Source organism: Fuscibacter oryzae (genome assembly GCF_016765795.1).
Classification (GTDB): Bacteria; Pseudomonadota; Alphaproteobacteria; order Rhodobacterales; family Rhodobacteraceae; genus Fuscibacter; species Fuscibacter oryzae.
On sequence record NZ_JAESVP010000004.1, the window covers coordinates 1 to 20,346 of the forward strand.

The 20,346-nt window shown below is 61.8% G+C and carries 19 protein-coding genes and 1 pseudogene; 11 read left to right on the plus strand and 9 right to left on the minus strand.

The features are described 5' to 3' along the window. Positions 1 to 122: 122 nt before the first annotated feature. From JI744_RS08185 to JI744_RS08210, 6 genes and pseudogenes are all read right to left on the minus strand, one after another. Positions 123 to 790, minus strand: a pseudogene (locus JI744_RS08185) (IS3 family transposase); the annotation flags it as partial. Positions 791 to 906: 116 nt separating this feature from the next. Continuing rightward, complete coding sequence (locus JI744_RS08190) at positions 907 to 1,866, minus strand: ABC transporter substrate-binding protein (RefSeq protein ID WP_202659416.1); 960 nt, start codon at positions 1,864 to 1,866, stop codon at positions 907 to 909. 39 nt (positions 1,867 to 1,905) lie between these two features. Continuing rightward, a complete protein-coding gene (locus tag JI744_RS08195) occupies positions 1,906 to 2,877 on the minus strand; it encodes an ABC transporter permease (protein ID WP_202659418.1) in 972 nt (323 codons plus the stop codon). Next, positions 2,870 to 4,366: a sugar ABC transporter ATP-binding protein gene (locus tag JI744_RS08200; RefSeq protein ID WP_202659420.1), complete on the minus strand. Its 1,497-nt coding sequence runs from the start codon at positions 4,364 to 4,366 to the stop codon at positions 2,870 to 2,872. Before JI744_RS08200 ends, JI744_RS08195 begins: the two co-directional genes overlap by 8 nt. After that, entirely contained in the window at positions 4,363 to 5,502 is a 1,140-nt protein-coding gene (locus tag JI744_RS08205) for a Gfo/Idh/MocA family protein (protein WP_202659421.1), read from the minus strand. Before JI744_RS08205 ends, JI744_RS08200 begins: the two co-directional genes overlap by 4 nt. Beyond that, positions 5,503 to 6,561, minus strand: a complete 1,059-nt coding sequence (locus JI744_RS08210) for a sugar phosphate isomerase/epimerase family protein (RefSeq protein WP_202659431.1) — start codon at positions 6,559 to 6,561, stop codon at positions 5,503 to 5,505. 127 nt (positions 6,562 to 6,688) lie between these two features. Between JI744_RS08210 and JI744_RS08215 the strand changes: the two genes are divergently transcribed. From JI744_RS08215 to JI744_RS08240, 6 genes are all read left to right on the plus strand, one after another. Then, positions 6,689 to 7,693, plus strand: a complete 1,005-nt coding sequence (locus JI744_RS08215) for a LacI family DNA-binding transcriptional regulator (RefSeq protein WP_202659433.1) — start codon at positions 6,689 to 6,691, stop codon at positions 7,691 to 7,693. Between the two features lie 138 nt (positions 7,694 to 7,831). Beyond that, on the plus strand, positions 7,832 to 8,719 hold the full coding sequence (locus tag JI744_RS08220) for a sugar phosphate isomerase/epimerase family protein (RefSeq protein ID WP_202659435.1): 888 nt from the start codon (positions 7,832 to 7,834) through the stop codon (positions 8,717 to 8,719). Between the two features lie 44 nt (positions 8,720 to 8,763). Further along, positions 8,764 to 9,942, plus strand: coding sequence for an ROK family transcriptional regulator (locus JI744_RS08225; RefSeq protein WP_202659437.1), 1,179 nt, complete (start codon positions 8,764 to 8,766; stop codon positions 9,940 to 9,942). Positions 9,943 to 9,992: 50 nt separating this feature from the next. After that, positions 9,993 to 10,964 carry a tagatose kinase gene (locus JI744_RS08230; RefSeq protein WP_202659440.1) on the plus strand — a complete coding sequence of 324 codons (972 nt, stop codon included), beginning with the start codon at positions 9,993 to 9,995 and terminating at the stop codon, positions 10,962 to 10,964. Beyond that, a complete protein-coding gene (locus JI744_RS08235) occupies positions 10,961 to 12,238 on the plus strand; it encodes a D-tagatose-bisphosphate aldolase, class II, non-catalytic subunit (protein WP_236019341.1) in 1,278 nt (425 codons plus the stop codon). Before JI744_RS08230 ends, JI744_RS08235 begins: the two co-directional genes overlap by 4 nt. Positions 12,239 to 12,256: 18 nt before the next feature. After that, complete coding sequence (locus JI744_RS08240; RefSeq protein ID WP_202659442.1) at positions 12,257 to 12,991, plus strand: GolD/DthD family dehydrogenase; 735 nt, start codon at positions 12,257 to 12,259, stop codon at positions 12,989 to 12,991. A 51-nt stretch (positions 12,992 to 13,042) separates the two neighbouring features. Here JI744_RS08240 and JI744_RS08245 read toward each other — a convergent pair whose 3' ends face one another. From JI744_RS08245 to JI744_RS08255, 3 genes are read right to left on the minus strand one after another with little or no spacing between them, the layout of a single operon-like run. Next, a complete protein-coding gene (locus JI744_RS08245; protein WP_202659444.1) occupies positions 13,043 to 13,771 on the minus strand; it encodes an SDR family oxidoreductase in 729 nt (242 codons plus the stop codon). Between the two features lie 27 nt (positions 13,772 to 13,798). Next, the gene (locus tag JI744_RS08250) at positions 13,799 to 14,530 is read right to left on the minus strand and encodes an SDR family oxidoreductase (protein ID WP_202659446.1); all 732 of its coding nucleotides are present in this window, start codon (positions 14,528 to 14,530) and stop codon (positions 13,799 to 13,801) included. 31 nt (positions 14,531 to 14,561) lie between these two features. Next, positions 14,562 to 15,521, minus strand: a complete 960-nt coding sequence (locus JI744_RS08255) for a sugar-binding transcriptional regulator (RefSeq protein WP_202659448.1) — start codon at positions 15,519 to 15,521, stop codon at positions 14,562 to 14,564. A gap of 226 nt (positions 15,522 to 15,747) precedes the next feature. Here JI744_RS08255 and JI744_RS08260 point away from each other — a divergent pair, with 226 nt between their 5' ends. From JI744_RS08260 to JI744_RS08280, 5 genes are all read left to right on the plus strand, one after another. Continuing rightward, a complete protein-coding gene (locus tag JI744_RS08260; RefSeq protein ID WP_202659450.1) occupies positions 15,748 to 17,184 on the plus strand; it encodes an ABC transporter substrate-binding protein in 1,437 nt (478 codons plus the stop codon). A gap of 126 nt (positions 17,185 to 17,310) precedes the next feature. Beyond that, complete coding sequence (locus tag JI744_RS08265; RefSeq protein ID WP_202659452.1) at positions 17,311 to 18,189, plus strand: carbohydrate ABC transporter permease; 879 nt, start codon at positions 17,311 to 17,313, stop codon at positions 18,187 to 18,189. Positions 18,190 to 18,193: 4 nt separating this feature from the next. Next, positions 18,194 to 19,030: a carbohydrate ABC transporter permease gene (locus tag JI744_RS08270; protein WP_202659454.1), complete on the plus strand. Its 837-nt coding sequence runs from the start codon at positions 18,194 to 18,196 to the stop codon at positions 19,028 to 19,030. A gap of 3 nt (positions 19,031 to 19,033) precedes the next feature. After that, positions 19,034 to 19,279, plus strand: coding sequence for a DUF2160 family membrane protein (locus JI744_RS08275; RefSeq protein ID WP_202659456.1), 246 nt, complete (start codon positions 19,034 to 19,036; stop codon positions 19,277 to 19,279). A 4-nt stretch (positions 19,280 to 19,283) separates the two neighbouring features. Next, the gene (locus tag JI744_RS08280; RefSeq protein ID WP_202659458.1) at positions 19,284 to 20,336 is read left to right on the plus strand and encodes an NAD(P)-dependent alcohol dehydrogenase; all 1,053 of its coding nucleotides are present in this window, start codon (positions 19,284 to 19,286) and stop codon (positions 20,334 to 20,336) included. The last annotated feature ends 10 nt before the right edge of the window (positions 20,337 to 20,346 follow it).

The following is a 20,346-nucleotide window of genomic DNA, read 5'->3' on the forward strand; positions in this document are numbered from 1 at the left end:
TGTTCCCTGATCATCCCGATAATCTGCGCCTCGGTGAAACGGCTTTTCCTCATGTCGTCTGCTCCTTCTCAGGTTGGGCAGACTCTACATCACAGCGAGGGAACTTCCGGGGGGCAGGTCACCGCAAGGGTCATGAACCAGTGTTGGTTCAGGCATTCGGTGCGCACGCGTCCGTTGAATGCCTTGATGAAGGCATTATCGGTGGGTTTGCCGGGGCGTGAGAAGTCCAGAACGAGGCCCCGCTGGTAGGCCCAAAGGTCCATGTCACGCGAGGCGAACTTGATGCCCTGATCGATCCGGATCGTCTTCGGATAACCGACTTTCCGGCAAACCCGGTCCAGGGTGGCGATCACGCCTTGGCCGCGGTAGCTGTAGTGCACATCCAGCACCGGCACATAGCGCGGAAGGTGTCGGCGACTGTGAGAACGCGGAGCTTCTTGCCCGTTGCCAGTTGGTCGTGCACAAAATCCATCGCCCAGGTCTCGTTCGGACTGACGGCGTTGACACGGTCATCCCGCAGCTTGGCCTTGAGCCGCCACTTCGGCGTCTTGTTCCGCAGCTGAATCCCTAACCCCTTATAGATGCAGTAGACTTTCTTGATGTTGATGCCCCAGCCTTCACGGTCCAACCGGACGTGGACGCGCCGATAGCCATACCTGACACGCGTCTCACAGATCTCCCTGATCCGCTTGGCAAGGGCAGCCCGGTCGGTGCGGCGGGACTTGTAGTGGAACGTGGAACGGTCGAACCCGATGGCCCCACAAGCCCGCCGGATCGAGATCGCCCAATTTGCTGGGATCAGGTCAGCTCTGGCACGGCCCGCCCATTTCAACGGCTGATGCTGGTCGATCCGCCCATGAAAACGCCGCCCCGATCACAGGGGGCGGCGTTACGGCTTGTGCCCGATCAGAACGGGCTGTCGGGGAAATAGAACCGCGCGGCATTTTCCGGCGTGATCAGGGTCGAGCCGATGATGAACCGGCCATAAACCGGCGTGTCCGACACAAAGCGCAGCGCCGTCATCTCGATAGCTGCCGAAATCAGGGCAGGCGGATAGGTGACATCGACCGGCAGTTGCGGGTCTTTGTCCATGATCCGCTTGACGATTTCCTTCATCCCGGCGCCGCCGATGATCCACATTTCCTTTTCACGACCGGCTTGGGCGATGGCTTCCATCACGCCGATGGCCATATCGTCATCCGCCGCCCAGACCGCATCGATCTTGGGGTACTTCGACAGATAGTCCTGCATGACGGTAAAGGCTTCGTCGCGGTTCCAGTTGCCGTGCTGCTTGTCGAGGATTTCAATTCCCGACCCGTCGATGGCCTTCTCGAACGCCTCGACCCGCTCATTGTCCAGCGTGGTGGCGATGCCGCGCAGGATCACGATCTTCGATCCCGAGGCAAGGTTGGCCTTGAAATATTCGCCCGCAACCCGGCCAAAGGCGGTGTTGTCGCCCGCGACATACAGGTCTTCGATGCCTTCGACGGCAAGGCCACGGTCCACCACCGTCACCCATTTGCCGGCATCCTTCACCGCCTTGACCGGACCGGTCAGCGGTTCGGATTCGAACGGCAGCACGACCAGACCGTCGATGTTGCGGGTAGCCAGCATGTCTTCGATGTCATCGACCTGCTTGCCCGGTTCGCCCGCCGTGGCCAGCACGAATTTCAGGTTGGGATAGGCCTTTTCCAGCCGGGCGATGGATTGCTGGGCGTGCCAGTTCAGCCCGCCCATGAACCCGTGGGTGGCCGACGGGATCGACACGCCGATGGTATAGGTGGTTTCCTGTGCCTGAACCGAACTGGCGGTTGCCGCCCCTACGGCCAGAACCGCGGCGCTGCCAAGGAATTGTCTGCGTTTCATGGTCTCTCCTCCCAGATGACCGCCCGTTGGCGGGCCAGATTACCGCCCTTCGGCGGATGATTTCCCGCGTTGCAACACAACGGCGAGCACGATGATGACCCCCTGAATCGCCCCGTTCAGATAGGGCGACACCAGGTCGGCAAGGTTCAGGATGTTGTCGATCAGGCTAAGGATCAGCACGCCCACCACGGTGCCCCAGACCCGGCCATAGCCGCCTTTCAGCGCAGTGCCGCCGATGATCACGGCCGCAATCGCCTCCAGTTCCCACAAAAGGCCGGTGGACCCCGAGGCAGAGCCAAGACGAGGGACGTAAAGGATGGTCGCAAGCCCAACCAGCAGGCCAAGGATTACATAGGTCCACAGTTGAACCCGCTCGACCTTGACGGCGGAATAGCGCGCCACCTTGTCGTTTGACCCGATCGCCTCGCAATAGCGGCCAAAGCGGGTGTGGCGCATCGCCACCTCTCCCAGCACGGCGATGATGGCGAAAACGATGATCGGCCAGGCGATGCCGAACAGGCCCCCGTAATAGACCGGGCGGTAAAACTCGCGGGTGCCGAAGTCGAGGCTGAGGGTGCCGCCATCGGCGATCCAGGTCACAAGGCTGCGGAAAATGCCCATAGTGCCAAGGGTTACGATGAATGGCTCAATCCGCGCACGGGTGATCAGCAGGCCGTTTCCAAGCCCCGCCAGTAGGCCAACCCCCAGCGCCACGCCCATCCCCGCCAGCACCAAGGGAATACCCACCCCCAACCGGGGCAGCATCGCGTTCATCGCCAAAATCATCATGCCCGCAATGAACGCGGCCATTGAGCCGACCGACAGGTCCAACCCGCCAGAGGTGATGACAAAGGTCATGCCCACCGCGATCATGCCGATAAAGGCCGACCGGGCCAGCACGTTGGTGATGTTGCCGGCGGAATAGAAGTTTTCGTTCAGCCACGCCCCAAGGATCACCAGCAGGATCAGCGCGGCCAAGGGGCCAAGGGTGGACAGCGACAGGTTACGCATTCTCGATGGCCTTTTCTGTGGTTCCCATCACCAGCCGCACCACGGCGGTTTCGGTAATCTCGGCCCCGTCCAGCACGCCCGCCATACGGCCTTGCCGCATGACCAGAACGCGGTCGGAAAGGCCCAGAATCTCGGGCATGTCAGAGGAGATGACGATCACGCTGCGCCCCTCGCGGGCGAGGCGGTCGATGAAATGGTAGATCTGGCTTTTGGTGCCGATGTCGATGCCGCGGGTGGGTTCATCGATGATGATCACCTCTGGCTGGGCCAGCATGGTCTTGGCCAGCAACACCTTTTGCTGGTTGCCGCCCGACAGGTTGCCCACCGCCATATCGCGCTTGGGCGCGCGGATGTCGAAATCGGAAATGGCCTGGGTCAGCGCCTTTTCTTCAGCCTCGCGCGATACCAGCGGGCTACCAAAACGGTCCAGCGTGGAAAGGGTCAGGTTCTCGCGCAGCGTCTTGGCCAGCAGCAGCCCGCGTTCCTTGCGGTCTTCGGTCAGATAGGCCAGCCCCTGTTCCGCCGCCCCTGCGACCGAGCGGATCGTGGTTTCCGCCCCGTTGCGCAGCACGGTGCCCGAATGACGGCGCAGACCCACCAGCCCTTCGGCCAGTTCGGTGCGCCCAGACCCGACAAGGCCGGAAATTCCCAGAACCTCACCCTTGCGCAGGGCAAATCCGATGCCAGAGACCAGCGGCGGCACGGCGAAATCACGCACTTCCAGCACCACGGGGCCGAAATCGCTGCGGCGGGGCGGGAAGATGTCTTTCAGATCGCGCCCCACCATGGCCGTGGCCATGCCGTCCTCGGTCATCTCGCCGCGCATTGCCTGCCGCACCACGGCACCGTCGCGCAGCACCGTCACGCGGTCGGCCAGATGCGCCACCTCATCCAGTCGGTGAGAGGTGTAAAGCAGCGCCACACCTTGGGCGCGCAGCCGGTCGATCTGGCGAAACAGCACCTCCACCTCGTGCCCGGTAAGGACGGCAGAGGGTTCATCCATGATCAACACCCGCGCATTGCGCGACAGGGCCTTGGCAATCTCGACCATCTGGCGGTCAGACACCGGCAGGTCGCGGATGCGGGCATCGGGCGACACACGGCATTCCAACTGGTCCAGCAGGGCCTGCGTCGCCACCCGCATCGCCTTGTGGTCCAGCAGCCAGCCGCCCATTTCCCGGCCCAGCCAGATGTTCTGGCTGACCGTCAGGTCGGCGGCCAGATTGAATTCCTGATGGATGACGACGATGCCTTGCGCCTCGGCCTCGGCCCCGCTGCGATAGGTGGCGGGCTTGCCCTCGAACAGCACCTGACCGGAACTGGCCGCCAGAAAGCCGCCCAGAATTTTCATGATCGTCGATTTGCCCGCGCCGTTTTCGCCGATCAGGGCGTGAACCTCGCCGGGGTGCAGGGCGAAATCGATGCCGTGCAAAATTTCAATCGGGCCGAAACTTTTGCGAATGTCATGCAGCGCAAGGATCGCGGTCATAGCGTCACCCACGCCGCATTGCGCTTGGCTGACTGAACGGCGGCCTCGACAAAGCGCATCCCCTGCAAGCCGTCGGTCAGGGTTGGGTAGGTTACACCTTCGGGCACCGGTTGCCCGGCGTCATGGGCGCGGATGGCGCGGGCGGCTTCGGTGTAGATCGTGGCAAAGGCCTCCAGATACCCTTCGGGATGGCCACCGGGAACGCGGCTGACGCGCTGGGCCGCCGGGCTTGCCCCGGCCCCGTTGCGGGTGATCAGGCGCTTTTCCTGACCGAATGGGGTGAACCACAGGCGGTTGGGGTCTTCTTGCCCCCAGTCCAGCCCACCCTTTTCGCCATAAACCCGCAGCCGCAGCCCGTTTTCATTGCCGGGCGCCACCTGACTGCACCACAGCGTGCCCCGTGCGCCACTGGCATAGCGCAGCATCACATGGGCGTTGTCGTCCAGCTTTCTGCGCGGCACGAAAGACGACAAATCGGCGGCCAGGGCCTGCGGCACCTCGCCGCTGACAAAGGCGGCAAGATTATAGGCATGGGTGCCAATATCACCCAAAGCGCCACCCGCGCCCGACCGGGACGGATCGGTGCGCCATTCGGCCTGTTTCGATCCACTGGCCTCAACCGCCTCGGTCAGCCAGTCTTGCGCATATTCCACCTGTACCAGACGAATGCGCCCCAGATCGCCGCCCGCCACCATGGCGCGGGCCTGCCGGATCATCGGATAGCCGGTGTAATTGTGGGTCAGGATGAACAGGGCATTTGCCTTCGCCGCCACCGCTGCCAGCTTTTTCGCCTCGGCCATCGTGGCGGTCAGCGGTTTGTCACAAATCACATGGATGCCACGGCGCAGGAATTCGATCGCCGGGGCTGCGTGCATGTGGTTGGGTGTCACGATGGCAACGGCGCGGATGCCGTCCTTCAACCGCGCCTCGCGGCTGGCCATCTGGCGGAAATCATCATAGCTGCGCGCCGGGTCCAGCCCAAGTTCGGTGCCCGAAGCACGCGCCTTTTCGGCGGTCGAGGACAAGGCCCCCGCCACAAGCCGAAACTCTCCATCCAGCCGGGCGGCAATGCGGTGAACCGCGCCGATAAAGGCACCTTGCCCGCCGCCGACCATGCCAAGGCGAATGGGGTCCATCTAGCCCTCCAGCCCCAGCATCCGGCGATTGGCGGCGCGGTCGGCCCCCCCATCGGCGAAATCATCAAACGCCTTTTCGGTGACGCGGATGATGTGGGCCTTGACGAAATCCGACCCTTCGCGCGCGCCATCTTCGGGGTGCTTCAGGGCGCATTCCCATTCCACCACCGCCCAGCCATCAAAGCCGTATTGCGTGAGTTTCGAAAACACCCCGCCAAAATCCACCTGCCCGTCGCCAAGGCTGCGGAACCGCCCGGCGCGGTTTACCCAAGACTGGAACCCGCCATAAACCCCCTGCCGCCCGGTGGGGTTCAGCTCGGCATCCTTCACATGGAACATGCGGATGCGCTCGTGATAAATGTCGATGTTTTCCAAATAGTTCAGGTGCTGCAAGACATAATGCGAGGGATCATACAGCAGGTTGGCCCGCGCATGGTTGCCCACACGATCCAGAAACATCTCGTAACTGATGCCGTCATGCAGATCTTCGCCGGGATGGATTTCAAAGCACAGGTCCACACCCATGTCCTCGGCATGGTCCAGAATTGGCCGCCAGCGCCGGGCCAGTTCGTCAAACGCCTCCTCCACCAGCCCCGCCGGGCGCTGCGGCCACGGATAGACATAGGGCCATGCCAGCGCGCCCGAAAACGTCGCTTGCGCCGTCAGTCCCAGATTGCGGCTAGCGGTCAGGGCCTTTTTCACCTGATCCACCGCCCAGGCCTGCCGCGCCGCCGGATTGCCGCGCATGGCGGGCGTGGCGAAACCGTCAAAGGCCGCGTCATAGGCCGGATGCACCGCGACCAACTGGCCCTGCAGATGGGTGGACAGCTCGGTCACCACGACACCCGCTTCGGCGGCAACGCCCTTCACCTCATCGCAGTAGTCTTTTGATGTCGCGGCCCGGTCCAGATCGAACAGCCGCGCGTCCCAACTGGGCAGTTGCACGCCGACGTAGCCGCAATCGGCGGCCCAGCGGGTGATGGAAGCCAAGGAATTGAAGGGTGCGGTATCGCCCGCGAACTGCGCCAGAAACAGCGCCGGACCTTTGATCGTTCGCATCAGCCCCTCCCCGAGCGTGATGTAATCGGTTTCATTAACGATAGACGTGCAATGTAAACGATTGCAAGATGATTCCTGCCGCCGAAACCGGATTGAGCAGCCCGATCCCGCAGCGTAGGGAAGGACGATGAAGAAATATCGGCCCAATATCAGCGATGTCGCCCGTCTGGCGGGGGTTTCAACGGCGACGGTCAGCCGCGCCCTGTCAAACCCGTCGCTGGTCAGCGAGGCGACGCGCAAGGCGGTGCAGGGCGCGATTGCAACCACCGGCTACCGGCTCAACGAAACCGCGCGCAACCTGCGGCACCGGCGAACTGGCGGTATCGTGGCCTTGGTGCCCAATCTGGCGAACCCGTTCTTTTCGCAGATCCTGTCGGGCATCGCCTCGGTTCTTGGCCCGGCGGGGTATAACCTGCTGATCGCCGATACCCGCACCGCCGGGGCCGACCGTCTGCTGGATTATGCCGAACCCTCGCGGGCCGATGGGCTGATCATCCTGGACGGATCGCTGCCTGCCGCCGCCCTGACGGGCCGCATTCCGATGGTCGAGGCCTGCGAATGGGTGCCCGGCCTTGCGGCCCCCCGCGTCAAGATTGATAATCGCGCGGCGGCGGGACTGGCGGTCAATCATCTGGCCGATCTGGGCCACAGCCGCATCGGCCATGTCGTGGGCCCGGCGGGTAATGTGCTGAGCGTGGCGCGTCTGGCGGGGTATGAGGATACGCTGCGCAGCCGGGGTCTGCCCCTGATGCAAAGCGCAATCTATCAGGGCGACTTTTCGCTGGAGTCGGGCCGCGTTGCAGCGGAGGTGTGGCTGCAACAGCCGCAGGATACGCGACCAACTGCCCTGTTCCTTGCCTCTGATGCCATGGCTTGCGGTTTTATCGGCGAGGTGCAGCGTCATGGACTTTCGGTGCCACGCGATGTCTCGGTTGTGGGCTTTGACGATATCGAACTGATCGCCCATATTTCGCCGCCGCTGACCACAATCCGCCAGCCCCGCACGGCGATTGGCCAAATCGCGGCCGAGCGTTTGCTGAACCGTCTGCGCGGTGGTGAGGACACTGATCAGGATACAATCCTGTCGGTCGAACTTATCATCCGCGCCAGCACAGCCGCTCCACGTCTTTAACCGGCCACCTGTCAGAGAGTTTGCCACTCGCCGTATCGCGACGGGCATGCCCTTTGGCATCTCCACAAGATTGTTTGTTGCGACAACAAACAATCTAACCTACACTGCATCAACAGATCGATTCCGTGGGAGGAAAACATGCGCCGCCTTGGTATTCATTCGTTCGTCTGGACCAATGGCCAGACCCAAGAGGGCCTTGAAATGGCACTCGAGAAATCGGCCGAGCATGGCTTTCGGATGATCGAGTTTGCCTATCTGCGACCGGAACGCTTCAACCTTGATCGGCTGGCCACCAAGGCGCAGGCCCTGGGGGTGGAGATCGTCGTGACCATGGGCCTTCCCGCCGATGCCGATGTGTCGAGCGACGACAAAGCGGTGGTTGCCAAGGGCACAGCGATGCTGGCCGATGCGGTGCGGACGGTGCGCGATATTGGCGGTATCCGGCTGGGCGGCATCCTGTATTCGATGCACGGAAAGTACCAGAAGATGCCGACGCAGACGGGCTGGATGAACAGCGCGGGCGCCATTGCGGCGACGGCAGAGGTGGCCAAGGACAGCGGCGTTCAGATCGTGCTGGAGGTGGTGAACCGCTTTGAATCAAACCTGCTGAACACAACGGCCCAAGGCCTGAAGTTTCTGCACGACACCGGCCGCGATGATGTGTTCCTGCATCTTGATACCTTCCACATGAACATCGAAGAGGCGAGCCCCGCCGCCGCGATCCGCATGGCGGGCGACAAGCTGGCTTATTTCCATTTCAACGAGAACTATCGCGGCTACCTTGGTACAGGAACCATTGATTTCCCCAGCATTTTCGACGCCTTGGTCGCCATTGGTTTCCACAACCGTGACATCGTGTTCGAAAGCTTTTCCAAGGCGATTGTGGATGAGGGCCTGTCGCTGGCCTGCGGCATCTGGCGCGACACATGGGATGACAATAACCCGCTGGCCGCCCATGCCCGCCTGTTCATCGAACAGCGTTGGCAAGAGGCGCTGCTGCGGGCAGAAGTCAATGCGCAACCTTGAACAAGGCTAACCGCAGCACGGATGTTGACCCAAGAGGCAGACCAATGACAAAGCCTGAACCCCCCGGCAGTTCTGCCCGGTTCATCCGGCAGACCAACATGGTGGCGGCCTTGCAGGCGCTGTTTGACAACGGTCGCCTCAGCCGGGCCGATCTGGCGCGGCATCTGGGACTGAACCGGTCATCTGCGGGCAACATCATATCAGAGCTGCTGGAAAGCGCGCTGGTGCAAGAGATGCCTGACACCCCGCAGGATGACCTGCCGCGCACCGGCGGGCGCCCTGGCCGGGGGCTGGAATTGCAAGCTGGGGCGGCCTGTTTCATCGGAGCCGAGATCGGGGTTGAACATATCACCACGCTGCGGATGGACCTGAAGGGCGACATATCGCACAGCCGGATCGAGCGGTTTGACGGGCGGGCGGTTCCTGCTCGGCTGGCGGTGGAATGTGCGATTGCGCAGGCCTTTGACGGCATGTCCGAGGCAGAGCGCGATCTTATCGAAGGCTTTGGGCTGGCCGCTCCGGTGCAGATCGACGAAAGCGGCATGGTGCAGATCGCGCCGCTTTTGGGGTGGCTGGCCGAGGATCTGCATCTGCTGCTGCGTAAAGGCCTGCACAGCGACATTCCGGTGATGATCGAAAACGACGCCAACGCCTTTGCCTTTGGCGAAAGCTACCGCGATCCGGCAAGCAAGGCAGGCGTTACGCTGTTTTTGGTCATCGAAAGCGGCGTCGGCGGTGGCATCGTGATTGACGGCAAGCTGTTTCGCGGTGGGCATGGCCTTGCGGGCGAAATCGGTCATGTCCATGTACGGGATGGCACCGAACTGGAAGAGGTGTTGGGCCGGGCGCATCTGGAAAACCGCTACCGCAAGGCGACGGGTCTGCCGGCAACGACAGAGAGCTTTCTGAATGCCGTCCGCGCCGGTGAACCTCTGGCCGTCGGGATTGCCGAAGATTGGGCGCAGGATCTGGCACAAGCCATCGTTGCCGCCTGCCGGCTCTTGGACCCGAACCGCGTGGTTTTGGGCGGCGCGCTGGCGGCGCTTTATCCACTTGTGGCGGCACGGGTGGCGCGCGCCATTGGCGAGTTGCAGGCAGCGACGTTTCCGGTGCCGGATATCATCGTGCATCGCGCTGCTGAAAACGGAGCGGCTTTTGGTGCGGCCTGTATGCTGCACCGGCGGTTCCTGTCGCTGGAAAATGAGGCACTGCACAAGGCGTGACCGCCGGGTTTTGGCGTGGCGGTGGGGTTTTGACGAGGAGGAGGGCACGCATGGAACTTGCACCTAACAGTTTGGGGCCGACGATCTGTGTTGGCGAGATTTTGGTGGAAATCGTGGCAACCACGGTCGGCGATGGCTTTCGTCAGGCCCAACCGTTGGTTGGCCCTTATCCTAGCGGCGCGCCTGCGATCTTCATCGATCAATGCGGACGTATCGGCGGTTCGGCGGCGATGATCGGCGCCGTGGGGGATGATGACTTTGGCCGCGTCAATCTGGACCGGCTGATCCGGGACGGGGTGGATGTCTCGGCGATTGCGGTCGATGCAACCTTGCCGACCGGCAGCGCCTTTGTCCGCTATCGCGCCGACGGGTCGCGCGACTTTGTCTATAACATCGCCACTTCGGCGGCGGCGCGCTTTGGCTGGACGCCTGCGGTGGCCGGGCTTGCCGCGCGGGCCGGGCATCTGCATGTGATGGGGTCGGCGCTGTCGATGCCAAACGCCTGGGGGGTGATCGAACAGGCGGCTCAGCTAATTAAGGTGCGGGGCGGATCAATCTCTCTTGATCCGAACCTGCGGAAAGAGTTGCGCTATGATGAGGCGACCGAGGCGCAGTTTGCCAGATTGGTGGCAATGTCAGACTTGTTGTTGCCGTCTGGAGAAGAGCTAGAGCGCGCGGCGGGGGTGACGGGCGAGGCGGCAGCGGTCGCGCGGCTGTTCGAAATGGGCGTGACCGAGATCGTGCTGAAACGCGGCGACGAAGGCGCGACATGCTTTCAGCGCGACGGCAGCCGCATCGACGCGGCGGCCTTTGTGGTGGACGAGGTGGACCCGACCGGCGCGGGCGATTGCTTTGGCGGTGCCTATCTGGCCTGCCGCCGCCTTGGGATGCCGGTGGAACAGGCGCTGGGCTATGGCTGTGCGGCGGGTGCGCGCAATGTCACCCGGCGCGGCCCGATGGAGGGGGCGGGCACGCGGGCGGAACTGGATGACTTTATCCGAACCACGAAAAGGCGGGCATGATGCGGATCGAACTGGATCAACTGGCCGCTTTGCGGACCGCAGGCACGCCGCGCGGCATCACATCGGTCTGCTCGGCCCATCCGGTGGTGCTGCGGGCGGCCTTGCGCCATGGCGTCGCCACCGGGGCCACCGTGTTGATTGAGGCGACCTGCAATCAGGTCAACCATCAGGGCGGTTATACCGGCATGGTTCCCGCCGATTTTGCCGCTCTTGTGCAGCAGATCGCGGCCGAGGAAGTCTGCCCGATGGATCAGGTTATCCTGGGGGGCGACCATCTGGGGCCGAACCCCTGGCGCGACCGGCCCGCCGAGGAGGCGCTGGCAGAGGCGGAAAAGATGATCGCGGCCTATGTTGCTGCGGGCTTTCGCAAGATTCATCTGGATGCGTCGATGGGCTGTCTGGGCGAACCCGTGGCGCTGGATGACGAGGCAACGGCACGGCGCGCGGTGCGACTGGCCGCTGTCGCGGAACGAGTGGCGCGCGAACAGGGCGGGGCGATGCCGCGCTATATCATCGGCACCGAGGTGCCGCCGCCCGGTGGGGCCGACCATACCTTGCACGAGGTGCCGCCGACCGACCCCAAGGCCGCGCGCGAAACCATCGCCGTTCATCGCCGCATGTTCGCGGCGGCTGGTCTGGCCGATGCGATGGATAGGGTGATCGGGGTTGTCGTGCAGCCGGGGGTTGAGTTCGGCAATCACAACGTCATTCCTTATGCCCGCGCCAAGGCGCAGGCGCTGGCCCATGTGCTGGACACCGAAAGCGCACTGGTGTTCGAGGCGCATTCCACAGACTATCAAGGCACCGCCCCCCTGTCAGAGCTGGTTCAGGATGGGTTTGCCATCCTGAAAGTCGGCCCGGAGCTGACCTTTGTTCTGCGTGAGGCGCTTTATGCGCTGGACCTGATCGCCTCGGATCTGATCCCCGGATACGGTGACCGCCCGTTGCGCGCCACGATGGAGCGGATCATGCTGGACGCCCCCGGCGAGTGGGAACGCCATTATACGGGCAGCCCCGCCGTGCAGGCGGTGTTGCGGCATTATTCGCTGTCGGACCGTATCCGCTATTACTGGGTGCAACCGGCGGCGATGCAGGCTGTTGACCGGCTGATGGCCGCTCTGAAAGGCCAGTCGGTGCCGATGCCGCTGTTCTGGCAGCACTGGCCCGATGCCAACCGCTTTTCCGACACCCCGCTTGACCCCGATGCTCTGTTGATCTGGCGGGTGACGCAATGTCTGGACAGCTATCATGCCGCCTGTAGTCTGGGCGGATAACCATTTGACGGGGGCCGCATGAGCCATGATCTGAACGGGCGCTGCGTTGTCATCACCGGGGCGGCGGGCGGTATCGGCACGGCGATGGCCGAGGCCTTTGCCTCCACGGGCGCGCGGCTGGCGCTGGTTGATCTGCGCGCGCCAGAGGTATTGGCTGCCCGGCTGGGGCCGGGGCACGGGGCTTGGGCCTGTGATCTGGCGCAGCCTGCGGAAATTGCCCGGACAACGGCAGAGATCGGCGACCAGATGGGCATCGATGTGCTGATCAACAATGCAGGGCTGGGCATTGTCGCCCCCGCCGAAGAAATGTCGGTTGACGATTGGGACCGCACCCAGGCCATAAACCTGCGCGCGCCCTGGCTGATGGCCTGTGCGGCCTTGCCCTATCTGAAAGCATCGGGGCGGGGACGTGTGGTCAACATCGCCTCGCAGGCGGGCCTCATCGCCATTGCGGAACATGCCGCTTATGGCGCCAGCAAGGCCGGCCTGATCGGGCTGACCAAGGTTCTGGCGCTGGAATGGGCGCGGTTCGGCATTACGGTGAACGCCATTTCGCCGACGGTGGTGGAAACCCCGATGGCGCTGGTCGGCTGGTCAGGCGAAAAGGGAGAGCGTGCCAAGGCCGCCATTCCCGTGGGCCGCTTTGCCAAACCGGCAGAAATTGCCCATGCGGCGGTTTATCTTGCCTCGGTTCATGCCGGGATCGTCACCGGCGAAAATCTGGTGATGGACGGCGGCTTTACCATTCAATAGCGGCAGGAGAGGTCGGGCCGGGCAACAATCTTGCCCGACCCTTTCGCGTGATCAGATGTCGAAATTCGTCGGCAGCACGATCATGTCCCGAATTGTCACCGTCCGCTTGCGGGTCAGCATGTACATCACGGCATCGGCCACTTCCTCAGGCTCGATCAGCGCGCCGTTTTCCTTGGCTTTGCGCAGGTTCTCCTCTGGCCAGTCGGCCAGCAGCGCCGAGATCACAGGCCCGGGTGACACCTGACCCACGCGGATGCCCTGCTTGTTCAATTGCCGCCGCATGGTCTGCACAAAGCACGTCATCGCCCATTTCGAAGCGGAATAGACCGGCTCCCACTGAATCGGCAAATGGCCCGCGACAGAGGCGGTCACGATGATGTCGCCGGTGCCGCGCGCCTGCATATGGGGCAGAACGTCCCGCACGTTCTTCATCACCGCGTTGACGTTCAGGTTCAGCATGCGGTCAATCGTGTCGGTGTCCGTCTCGATCAGATCGCCGCCAATATAGCTGCCGGCATTGCAGTGCAGAATGTCGATGTGGCTGACCTTGGCCAGAATCTCGGGCACCATGGCCGAACAGCTTGCAGCGTCCAACAGGTTGGTCACCTGCGCCACCGCGTTGGGACCAAGTTCTGCGGTCAGCTTGTCCAGGGCAGATTTGTTGTAATCCACCATCACCACCTTGGCACCCGCATCCAGCAGTGCGCGCGTGGTGGCAAGGCCGATGCCAGAGGCGGCACCCGTGATGGCGGCAATCTTGCCTTCCATGGATTTGGTCATTTCAGTCTCCGGTAGGGGGTGAAAGGGTCAGACGGCCAGAAAGCCGCCGTCAATCGGCAGGACGGCCCCGGTCACAACCGGCGCATCGTCGGATAGCAGCAGGGCAATGGTGCGGGCGATGTCATCAACCTCGGCAAAGCGTCCCAGCGGGTGGCGCACCATCATCGGGTCTTTCTTTGCTGGTTCCGACCATGCAGCGGCGGCCAGTTCGGTCATCGTCACGGTGGGGGCCACTGCATTTACGCGGATGCCATGGGGCCCAAGCTCTTTGGCCATCACCCGCGTCGCCCCCTCCAGCCCGGCCTTTGAGGCGGCATAGGCCATGTGCCCTTCAAACCCGCGATGCCCGGCGATCGAGGTGACGTTCACGATCGCGCCGCCCCTGCCTGCCGCTACACGGGCGCGGGCAAATTCCTGCGCGCAAATCAGGGCAGCCCGCAGGTTGATGCCCATGACGGCCTCATACCCTTCTTCGGTCATGTCCAAGACGCTTTCCAGCACGTTGGTTCCGGCGCAGTTGACCAGGAAATCAGCCGTCCCCGCCGCCTTCATCGCGGCGCGGGCGGCAGCGTTGTCGGCCAGATCAACCCTGATCCCGACCGCCCCACAGTCGGCTGCCAGCGCATCAAGATCGCCTTGTGTCCGCGCCATTGCGATGACGCTGGCCCCCCGCGCCGCCATGATCTGTGCGCAGGCGCGGCCAATGCCTTTGCCCGCGCCGGTGACGATGACGGTTTTTCCTGCAAAATCAGCGGTCATTTCCCTTTTCCTTTTTCCGGTTGGTGAGGCGTTAGGGCGCCTTGGCCAACAACAGCTCTGCCGTCACATCATCGGTCACCAGCGTATCGACCAATCCACGACGGCAGGCGGCGCGGATGATATCCACCTTGTGCGGACCCGCGGCGGATAGGATTTTCTCTGGCACATTCAGCACCTTGTTCAGCGGCATTCCGATGGCGCGGTCGTCAATTGCCTGCGAGACGGAATTGCCGTCCTTGTCCAGAAACTGGCCCAGCACATCGCCAATCGCCCCCGAGGATTTCAGGTCTTCGACGGTCAGCCCTTGCGGCAAGCCATGCGACACGAGAAAGGACTTTTCAGAGACGTTGGAACAGGTCAGCAGCACTGCATCCAGCGTGTCGAACTTGCGAAAGTGATCCTGCATGGACCCCTGCGACAGGAACAGCTCGCGGTCGATACCCTGCGAAAGATAGATCGGCGCGGTCAGGATGGAATAATGCGCGCCCAGCACATCGGCAAAACCCGACGCGATGCCGAAGGAATTGAAGGTCGAACCCTGCGCCGTTCCACCCAGAATCGACACCACCTCAAGGTTGGGATGGGACTGGCGTTGCAGGCGGCGAATGGCCGAATCCAGCGTCAGCCCCCAGGACACGCCAAAGGACGTCCACTCGGCCACGCGCAGCCGCTCTGTCAGATGTTCGGCAAGGGCCGCCCCGACCGAGCGGTGAAATTCATAGTCGCTGTGGTTGGCCGGGCAGACGATGGCCTGTCTGATCTTCAGCTCTGCCATCAGCCGTTTTTGCAGTTCAAACCGTGGCAGGAACGGCGATTCGATCGAGATTTTGACAATGCCCAAGGCCTTGGCCCGCTGGATCGCCTGATTCACGCGCAGCCGTGTCACATCCATGATCAGGGCGGTTTCGGCCTGAGTCATCTCGTTCACATAATAGTGCCAGCAGACTTCCGCGATGAATTCTTCGCTGTCTGCAACAGGTTCGCGCGGCATGGGTCTGTCCTTTCCGATTTACGGATTGGCCTACGCCGACACCCCGTTCATCGCAACAACCGTGCCATATCTATCAAGTGTATTGCAATAGATACATATGAAAATTTTCACTTGCGCGAAAACGAATACATATGCATTTTGCTGCCAGGGGGAAGATGCGATTCGAATGGAAGGGACATTCGGACTGCCGTCTGCCTCTGCAAAAATAACCAGGGAGGAGACCCGAATGAACTTTGCTCTCAAGCTCAGCGCGTCCGTGCTGGCGTTGACAGTTGCCGCGTCTGCGGTGTTCGCGCAGGATGCGGCATGGTGGAAAAAGGCGGCAGAGCCCTATCAGGGCGTCACCCTGCATGGCGTGACCGAATCCTCGCCGCCGTCGAACTACATCCGCGAAGTGCTGGCTCCACAGTTCGAGCAACTGACCGGCATCCGAGTTGACGTGGAAACCACGTCCTGGGACCAGATGTTCGACAAGGCGATCAAGGACATGGAGGCCGGCACCGGCATCTATGACATGGTTTATATCGAACAGGACATCATCTATTCGTATCTGGCCCGGAACTTCCTGACCGACCTGACCGGCCTGCTGGCCGACAAGCCAGAGTTGAAGGCCGCGACCTACGACGAGGCGAACTTCACCACCTTCGCCAATTACTTCAAGGACGGCAAAGGCCACCTTTACGGTGTGCCGATGGAAGCCTTCATCAAGATTTACCTTTATCGCACCGATCTGTTCAACGACCCGGCCATCATGGCGGCCTATAAGGCGCAGACCGGCAAGGATCTGGCACCGGCCAAGACCCACGAAGACTATACCGCGATTGCCAAGTTCTTCTACGAATATGGCAAGGCCAACAATCTGGAGCTGTGGGGCACCACGGTTCAGGGCCATACCGGGCACCCCGCCTCGTGGTACGAATACTTTGAATCGGTTGCGCCAACCTTCGGCGTCTACAACTGGGGCATCGACGCCAACAACAACTATGCCGCCACGGTCGAGCATGGTGGCACGATGAACTCTGACACCGCGAAAAAGGCCCTTCAGTGGTGGCTGGACCTGCGCCAGTACGCACCGCCGGAAACCGATCAATCGACCTGGACCGAAACCGGCACCACCTTTGGCGCTGGCCGTGTGGCACAGGGCCTGATCTATGGTGAAAACGCGGGCTGGATCGCGGCGGATGCCGAAAAATCGCTGGTCACCGGCAAGGTGGGAGTCGCACTGCCGCCGCTGTCCGATGGCGTGATGGGAGCTGCCGAGGCAGGCAAGGGCTACATCGGTTACTATGACGGTGGCGCTTTCGGTCTGCCCGCAACTTCGAAGAACAAGGAAGCGGCTGCGCTGTTCTTGCAGTTCATCGGCCAGAACGAAGTGCAGCCCGACTGGGCCGTTGCCGCACCGCGCGTGACCAACACTGCAACCTATGATGATCCGAAGGTTGTAGCGATGGACGCCAAACTTGGTGGTTACTACAGCATGCTGAAGAACGATGGGCGACTGTTCGCAGGCGCACCTCCCTACCCGTTCCACGCTCAACTGCGTGAAGCAACTGCGCCGACCTTCTTCAAGATCCTGACCGGCGAACTCAGCGCGTCTGATGGTCTTGACCAGATGGCGGCGATCACGGAAGCGACCCTGACAGAACTTGGCTATCGCAAGTAAGCAGGCCTCCTGTCGAACCGACGGGCCGTCGCTGCAACCACGGCGGCGGCCCTGCAATCTGATCGGACCCGTCGCAGTCCGTCGAAACCATCGGTCAATCCAAAACAACTAGAGGGGGCGAGGCCTATGCAATCCAATCGGCTTGGCTGGATCTTGCTGGCACCGACGCTGGTGATCTTGTTCGCATTCGGGGTTTTGCCCTTTGTCTATGTCTTGTGGGTATCTTTCCACCAATGGAACCCCTTTGCGGTTGACCCGACCATGGTGTTCAACGGCGCAGACAACTTTCGCAAGATCGTCTTTGACGCCGATTTCCTGAACTCGGTTGGCGTGACGGTGATGTTCGTGTTTTTCGCCGTGATCTCGGAACTGATCGTCGGCTATTTTCTGGCGCAGGCCTTCATGCGCGAATTTCCGGGCAAGGCGTTTTTCCGCACCATCCACACCCTGCCGCTGATCATGGCACCGATCATCGTCGGCTCTGTCTGGAAGCTGATGATGACACCGTCGATCGGCATCATCCCGCATTATATGCAGCAATGGTTCGGTATCAGCGTCAACATCGGCACCTCGCCCTTTGCGGCCTTTACCACCATCATCATCATGGACATCTGGCACTGGACGCCGCTGGTCACCCTGACTCTGATCGCGGCGCTGGTTTCGTTGCCTGCCGACCCGTTTGAACAGGCCCAGATCGACGGTGCCAACAAGCGGCAGATCTTTTGGCACATCACTTTGCCGATGATAGCCCCTGCCGTTGTCGCCACCGTCTTCATCCGCCTGATGGACGCGCTGCGCACGGTGGACGAAGTCTGGATGCTGACCGGCGGTGGCCCGGGTTCGGCCACCCGGTTCGTCGGTGTGCATATCTTCAAAGAGGTCTTTCCCAAGACGAACTATGGCTACGGCTCCACCATCTCGGTTGTCGTGCTGTACCTGACGATCGTCGTCTGCTGGCTGCTGTATGTGACCATGCTTGCCCCAAGAAACACGAAGAAAGGTTAAGCCGATGAAAAAGCAAAACCCCTATGTCGGCATCATCTTCTGGACATTGGTCAGCTTTCTGACGCTGTTCCCGGTCTACTGGCTGTTCGTGATTTCGGTGAAACCTGCGGTGCAGTTGTTTTCCACCCCCGGTGTCTGGCTGACCGATCCCTATTGGGGCAACTATGCCAAGGTCTGGGGCGACCGCCTGCTACGCAGCTATATGCTGAACTCGATCATCATTTCGACCGGCAACGCGTTTCTTTGCACCATCCTTGGTTTTTTCGCCTGCTATGCGCTGTCGCGGTTCAAGATGGCCGGGAAAGAGTCGATCTTCTTCTGGACGATCACCAACCGCATGGCCCCGCCTGCCGTCTTTCTGCTGCCGTTGTTCCTGCTGATGACACAGGTTTACACCATCGGCGAATGGCGTCTGCTGGACACCCGGATCGGCATGATCCTGGTCTATTGCACCTTCAACCTGCCCTTCGCGATCTGGACCCTGCGTCCCACCGTCGAGGGCATTCCACGAGAGCTTGACGAGGCTGCCTTTGTCGATGGGGCCTCGCCCTGGCAGGTGGTTACAGAGGTGGTCTTTCCGCTGTGCCGCCCCGGTCTGGCCGTAACCCTGATCCTGACCTGGGTTTTTGCCTGGAACGAATACCTTCTGGCCGCCACGCTGACCAACTTCAATGCGCGCACGCTGACCACGGGCCTGTCGGAATATGTCACCTCGACCGGCACCGAATGGGGCATCATGGCGACCATTTCGGTCTTTACCCTGATCCCGGCGCTGATCGTGTTCGGCTTGGTGCAAAAGCACATCGTGGCCGGTCTGACCTTTGGCGCTGTGAAAGGATAAGGCATGGCACAAGAAACCACGCTTGCATCTGTGCATCTGGAAGATGCCGATGCGACCCCGCCATCCGCCCAAAAGCAGGGCTTTCTGCCGATAGAGACCAACTGGTTCGACCGGCTGTTCATCGCGGTGGTGATCTGGGTGGCCCTGTCGCTGTTCTGGTTCCGCTTTGTCGAGCCGATGGGACTCTCGATCTGGATTTCGAATGTCATCGCGCTTGTGCTGGCCGTTTGGATCATCAGGAAAGGCTGATCAGATGAAATCGCTTGTTCTGGAAAAGAAAGATCACCTGTCCTTGCGCGACTTTCCAGCGATTGACCGGGTTGAAGAGGTGCTTGGCCCGCGCGATGTGCGCATCAAGCTGCACACTGTGGGAATTTGCGGGTCGGACGTGCATTACTACACCCACGGCCGCATTGGCCCGTTTGTGGTGAACGAACCGATGATCCTGGGGCATGAGGCGTCGGGCACGGTGATCGAAGTCGGGTCGGCGGTGGCCAGCCTTAGGGTCGGTGACCGGGTTTGCATGGAGCCGGGAATCCCTGATCCGAACTCGCGGGCCACACGGCTGGGCATGTACAACATCGATCCGGCGGTGCGCTTTTGGGCCACGCCCCCGGTGCATGGCATTCTGCGCCCGACCTGCGTGCACCCTGAGGCGTTTACCTTCAAGATCCCCGATAATGTCAGCTTTGCCGAGGCCGCGATGGTTGAGCCGCTGGCTGTCGGCGTTCATGCCGCGACCAAGGCCCGCATCAAGCCGGGTGACAATGCCGTAGTGCTGGGGGCGGGGCCGATTGGTCTGGTGACCGCGCTGGCGGCACTGGCTGCGGGCTGCGCACGGGTTTACGTTACCGATCTGGCGGATAAAAAGCTGGAGATTGCGGGCGCACTCAGCCGCGCAATCACCCCGGTCAACGTCCGATCTGAAAACCTTGTCGATGTTGTCCGGCGCGATACCGATGGCTGGGGCGTGGATGTGGTGTTCGAGGCGACGGGTTCACCGCATGCCGCGAAAACGGTGTTCGAACCCCTGGCCCCCGGTGGCTGTGTGGTGATGATCGGCGGTCAGCCCGACCCGATCCAGTATGACGCCGGGGCGGCCATGGTGCGCGAGGCGCGGGTGGAAAACATCTTCCGCTATGCCCATGTTTTCCCGCGCTGTGTGGGCATGCTCTCCTCCGGGGCGATTGATGTGAAACCACTGATCACCCGGACCTTTGATTTCGACGAAAGCGTTCATGCTTTTGAAACCGCCGCATCTGCCCCTCCGGCGGACGTGAAAATGCAGATCAAGCTGCCGCAGTAAGGGGACAGAC

Coding starts and splice junctions, on each gene's coding strand:
- JI744_RS08190 (WP_202659416.1), bottom strand. CDS start 1,866: ATGAAACGCAGACAATTCCTTGGCAGCGCCGCGGTTCTGGCCGTAGGG.
- JI744_RS08195 (WP_202659418.1), bottom strand. CDS start 2,877: ATGCGTAACCTGTCGCTGTCCACCCTTGGCCCCTTGGCCGCGCTGATC.
- JI744_RS08200 (WP_202659420.1), bottom strand. CDS start 4,366: ATGACCGCGATCCTTGCGCTGCATGACATTCGCAAAAGTTTCGGCCCG.
- JI744_RS08205 (WP_202659421.1), bottom strand. CDS start 5,502: ATGGACCCCATTCGCCTTGGCATGGTCGGCGGCGGGCAAGGTGCCTTT.
- JI744_RS08210 (WP_202659431.1), bottom strand. CDS start 6,561: ATGCGAACGATCAAAGGTCCGGCGCTGTTTCTGGCGCAGTTCGCGGGC.
- JI744_RS08215 (WP_202659433.1), top strand. CDS start 6,689: ATGAAGAAATATCGGCCCAATATCAGCGATGTCGCCCGTCTGGCGGGG.
- JI744_RS08220 (WP_202659435.1), top strand. CDS start 7,832: ATGCGCCGCCTTGGTATTCATTCGTTCGTCTGGACCAATGGCCAGACC.
- JI744_RS08225 (WP_202659437.1), top strand. CDS start 8,764: ATGACAAAGCCTGAACCCCCCGGCAGTTCTGCCCGGTTCATCCGGCAG.
- JI744_RS08230 (WP_202659440.1), top strand. CDS start 9,993: ATGGAACTTGCACCTAACAGTTTGGGGCCGACGATCTGTGTTGGCGAG.
- JI744_RS08235 (WP_236019341.1), top strand. CDS start 10,961: ATGATGCGGATCGAACTGGATCAACTGGCCGCTTTGCGGACCGCAGGC.
- JI744_RS08240 (WP_202659442.1), top strand. CDS start 12,257: ATGAGCCATGATCTGAACGGGCGCTGCGTTGTCATCACCGGGGCGGCG.
- JI744_RS08245 (WP_202659444.1), bottom strand. CDS start 13,771: ATGACCAAATCCATGGAAGGCAAGATTGCCGCCATCACGGGTGCCGCC.
- JI744_RS08250 (WP_202659446.1), bottom strand. CDS start 14,530: ATGACCGCTGATTTTGCAGGAAAAACCGTCATCGTCACCGGCGCGGGC.
- JI744_RS08255 (WP_202659448.1), bottom strand. CDS start 15,521: ATGCCGCGCGAACCTGTTGCAGACAGCGAAGAATTCATCGCGGAAGTC.
- JI744_RS08260 (WP_202659450.1), top strand. CDS start 15,748: ATGAACTTTGCTCTCAAGCTCAGCGCGTCCGTGCTGGCGTTGACAGTT.
- JI744_RS08265 (WP_202659452.1), top strand. CDS start 17,311: ATGCAATCCAATCGGCTTGGCTGGATCTTGCTGGCACCGACGCTGGTG.
- JI744_RS08270 (WP_202659454.1), top strand. CDS start 18,194: ATGAAAAAGCAAAACCCCTATGTCGGCATCATCTTCTGGACATTGGTC.
- JI744_RS08275 (WP_202659456.1), top strand. CDS start 19,034: ATGGCACAAGAAACCACGCTTGCATCTGTGCATCTGGAAGATGCCGAT.
- JI744_RS08280 (WP_202659458.1), top strand. CDS start 19,284: ATGAAATCGCTTGTTCTGGAAAAGAAAGATCACCTGTCCTTGCGCGAC.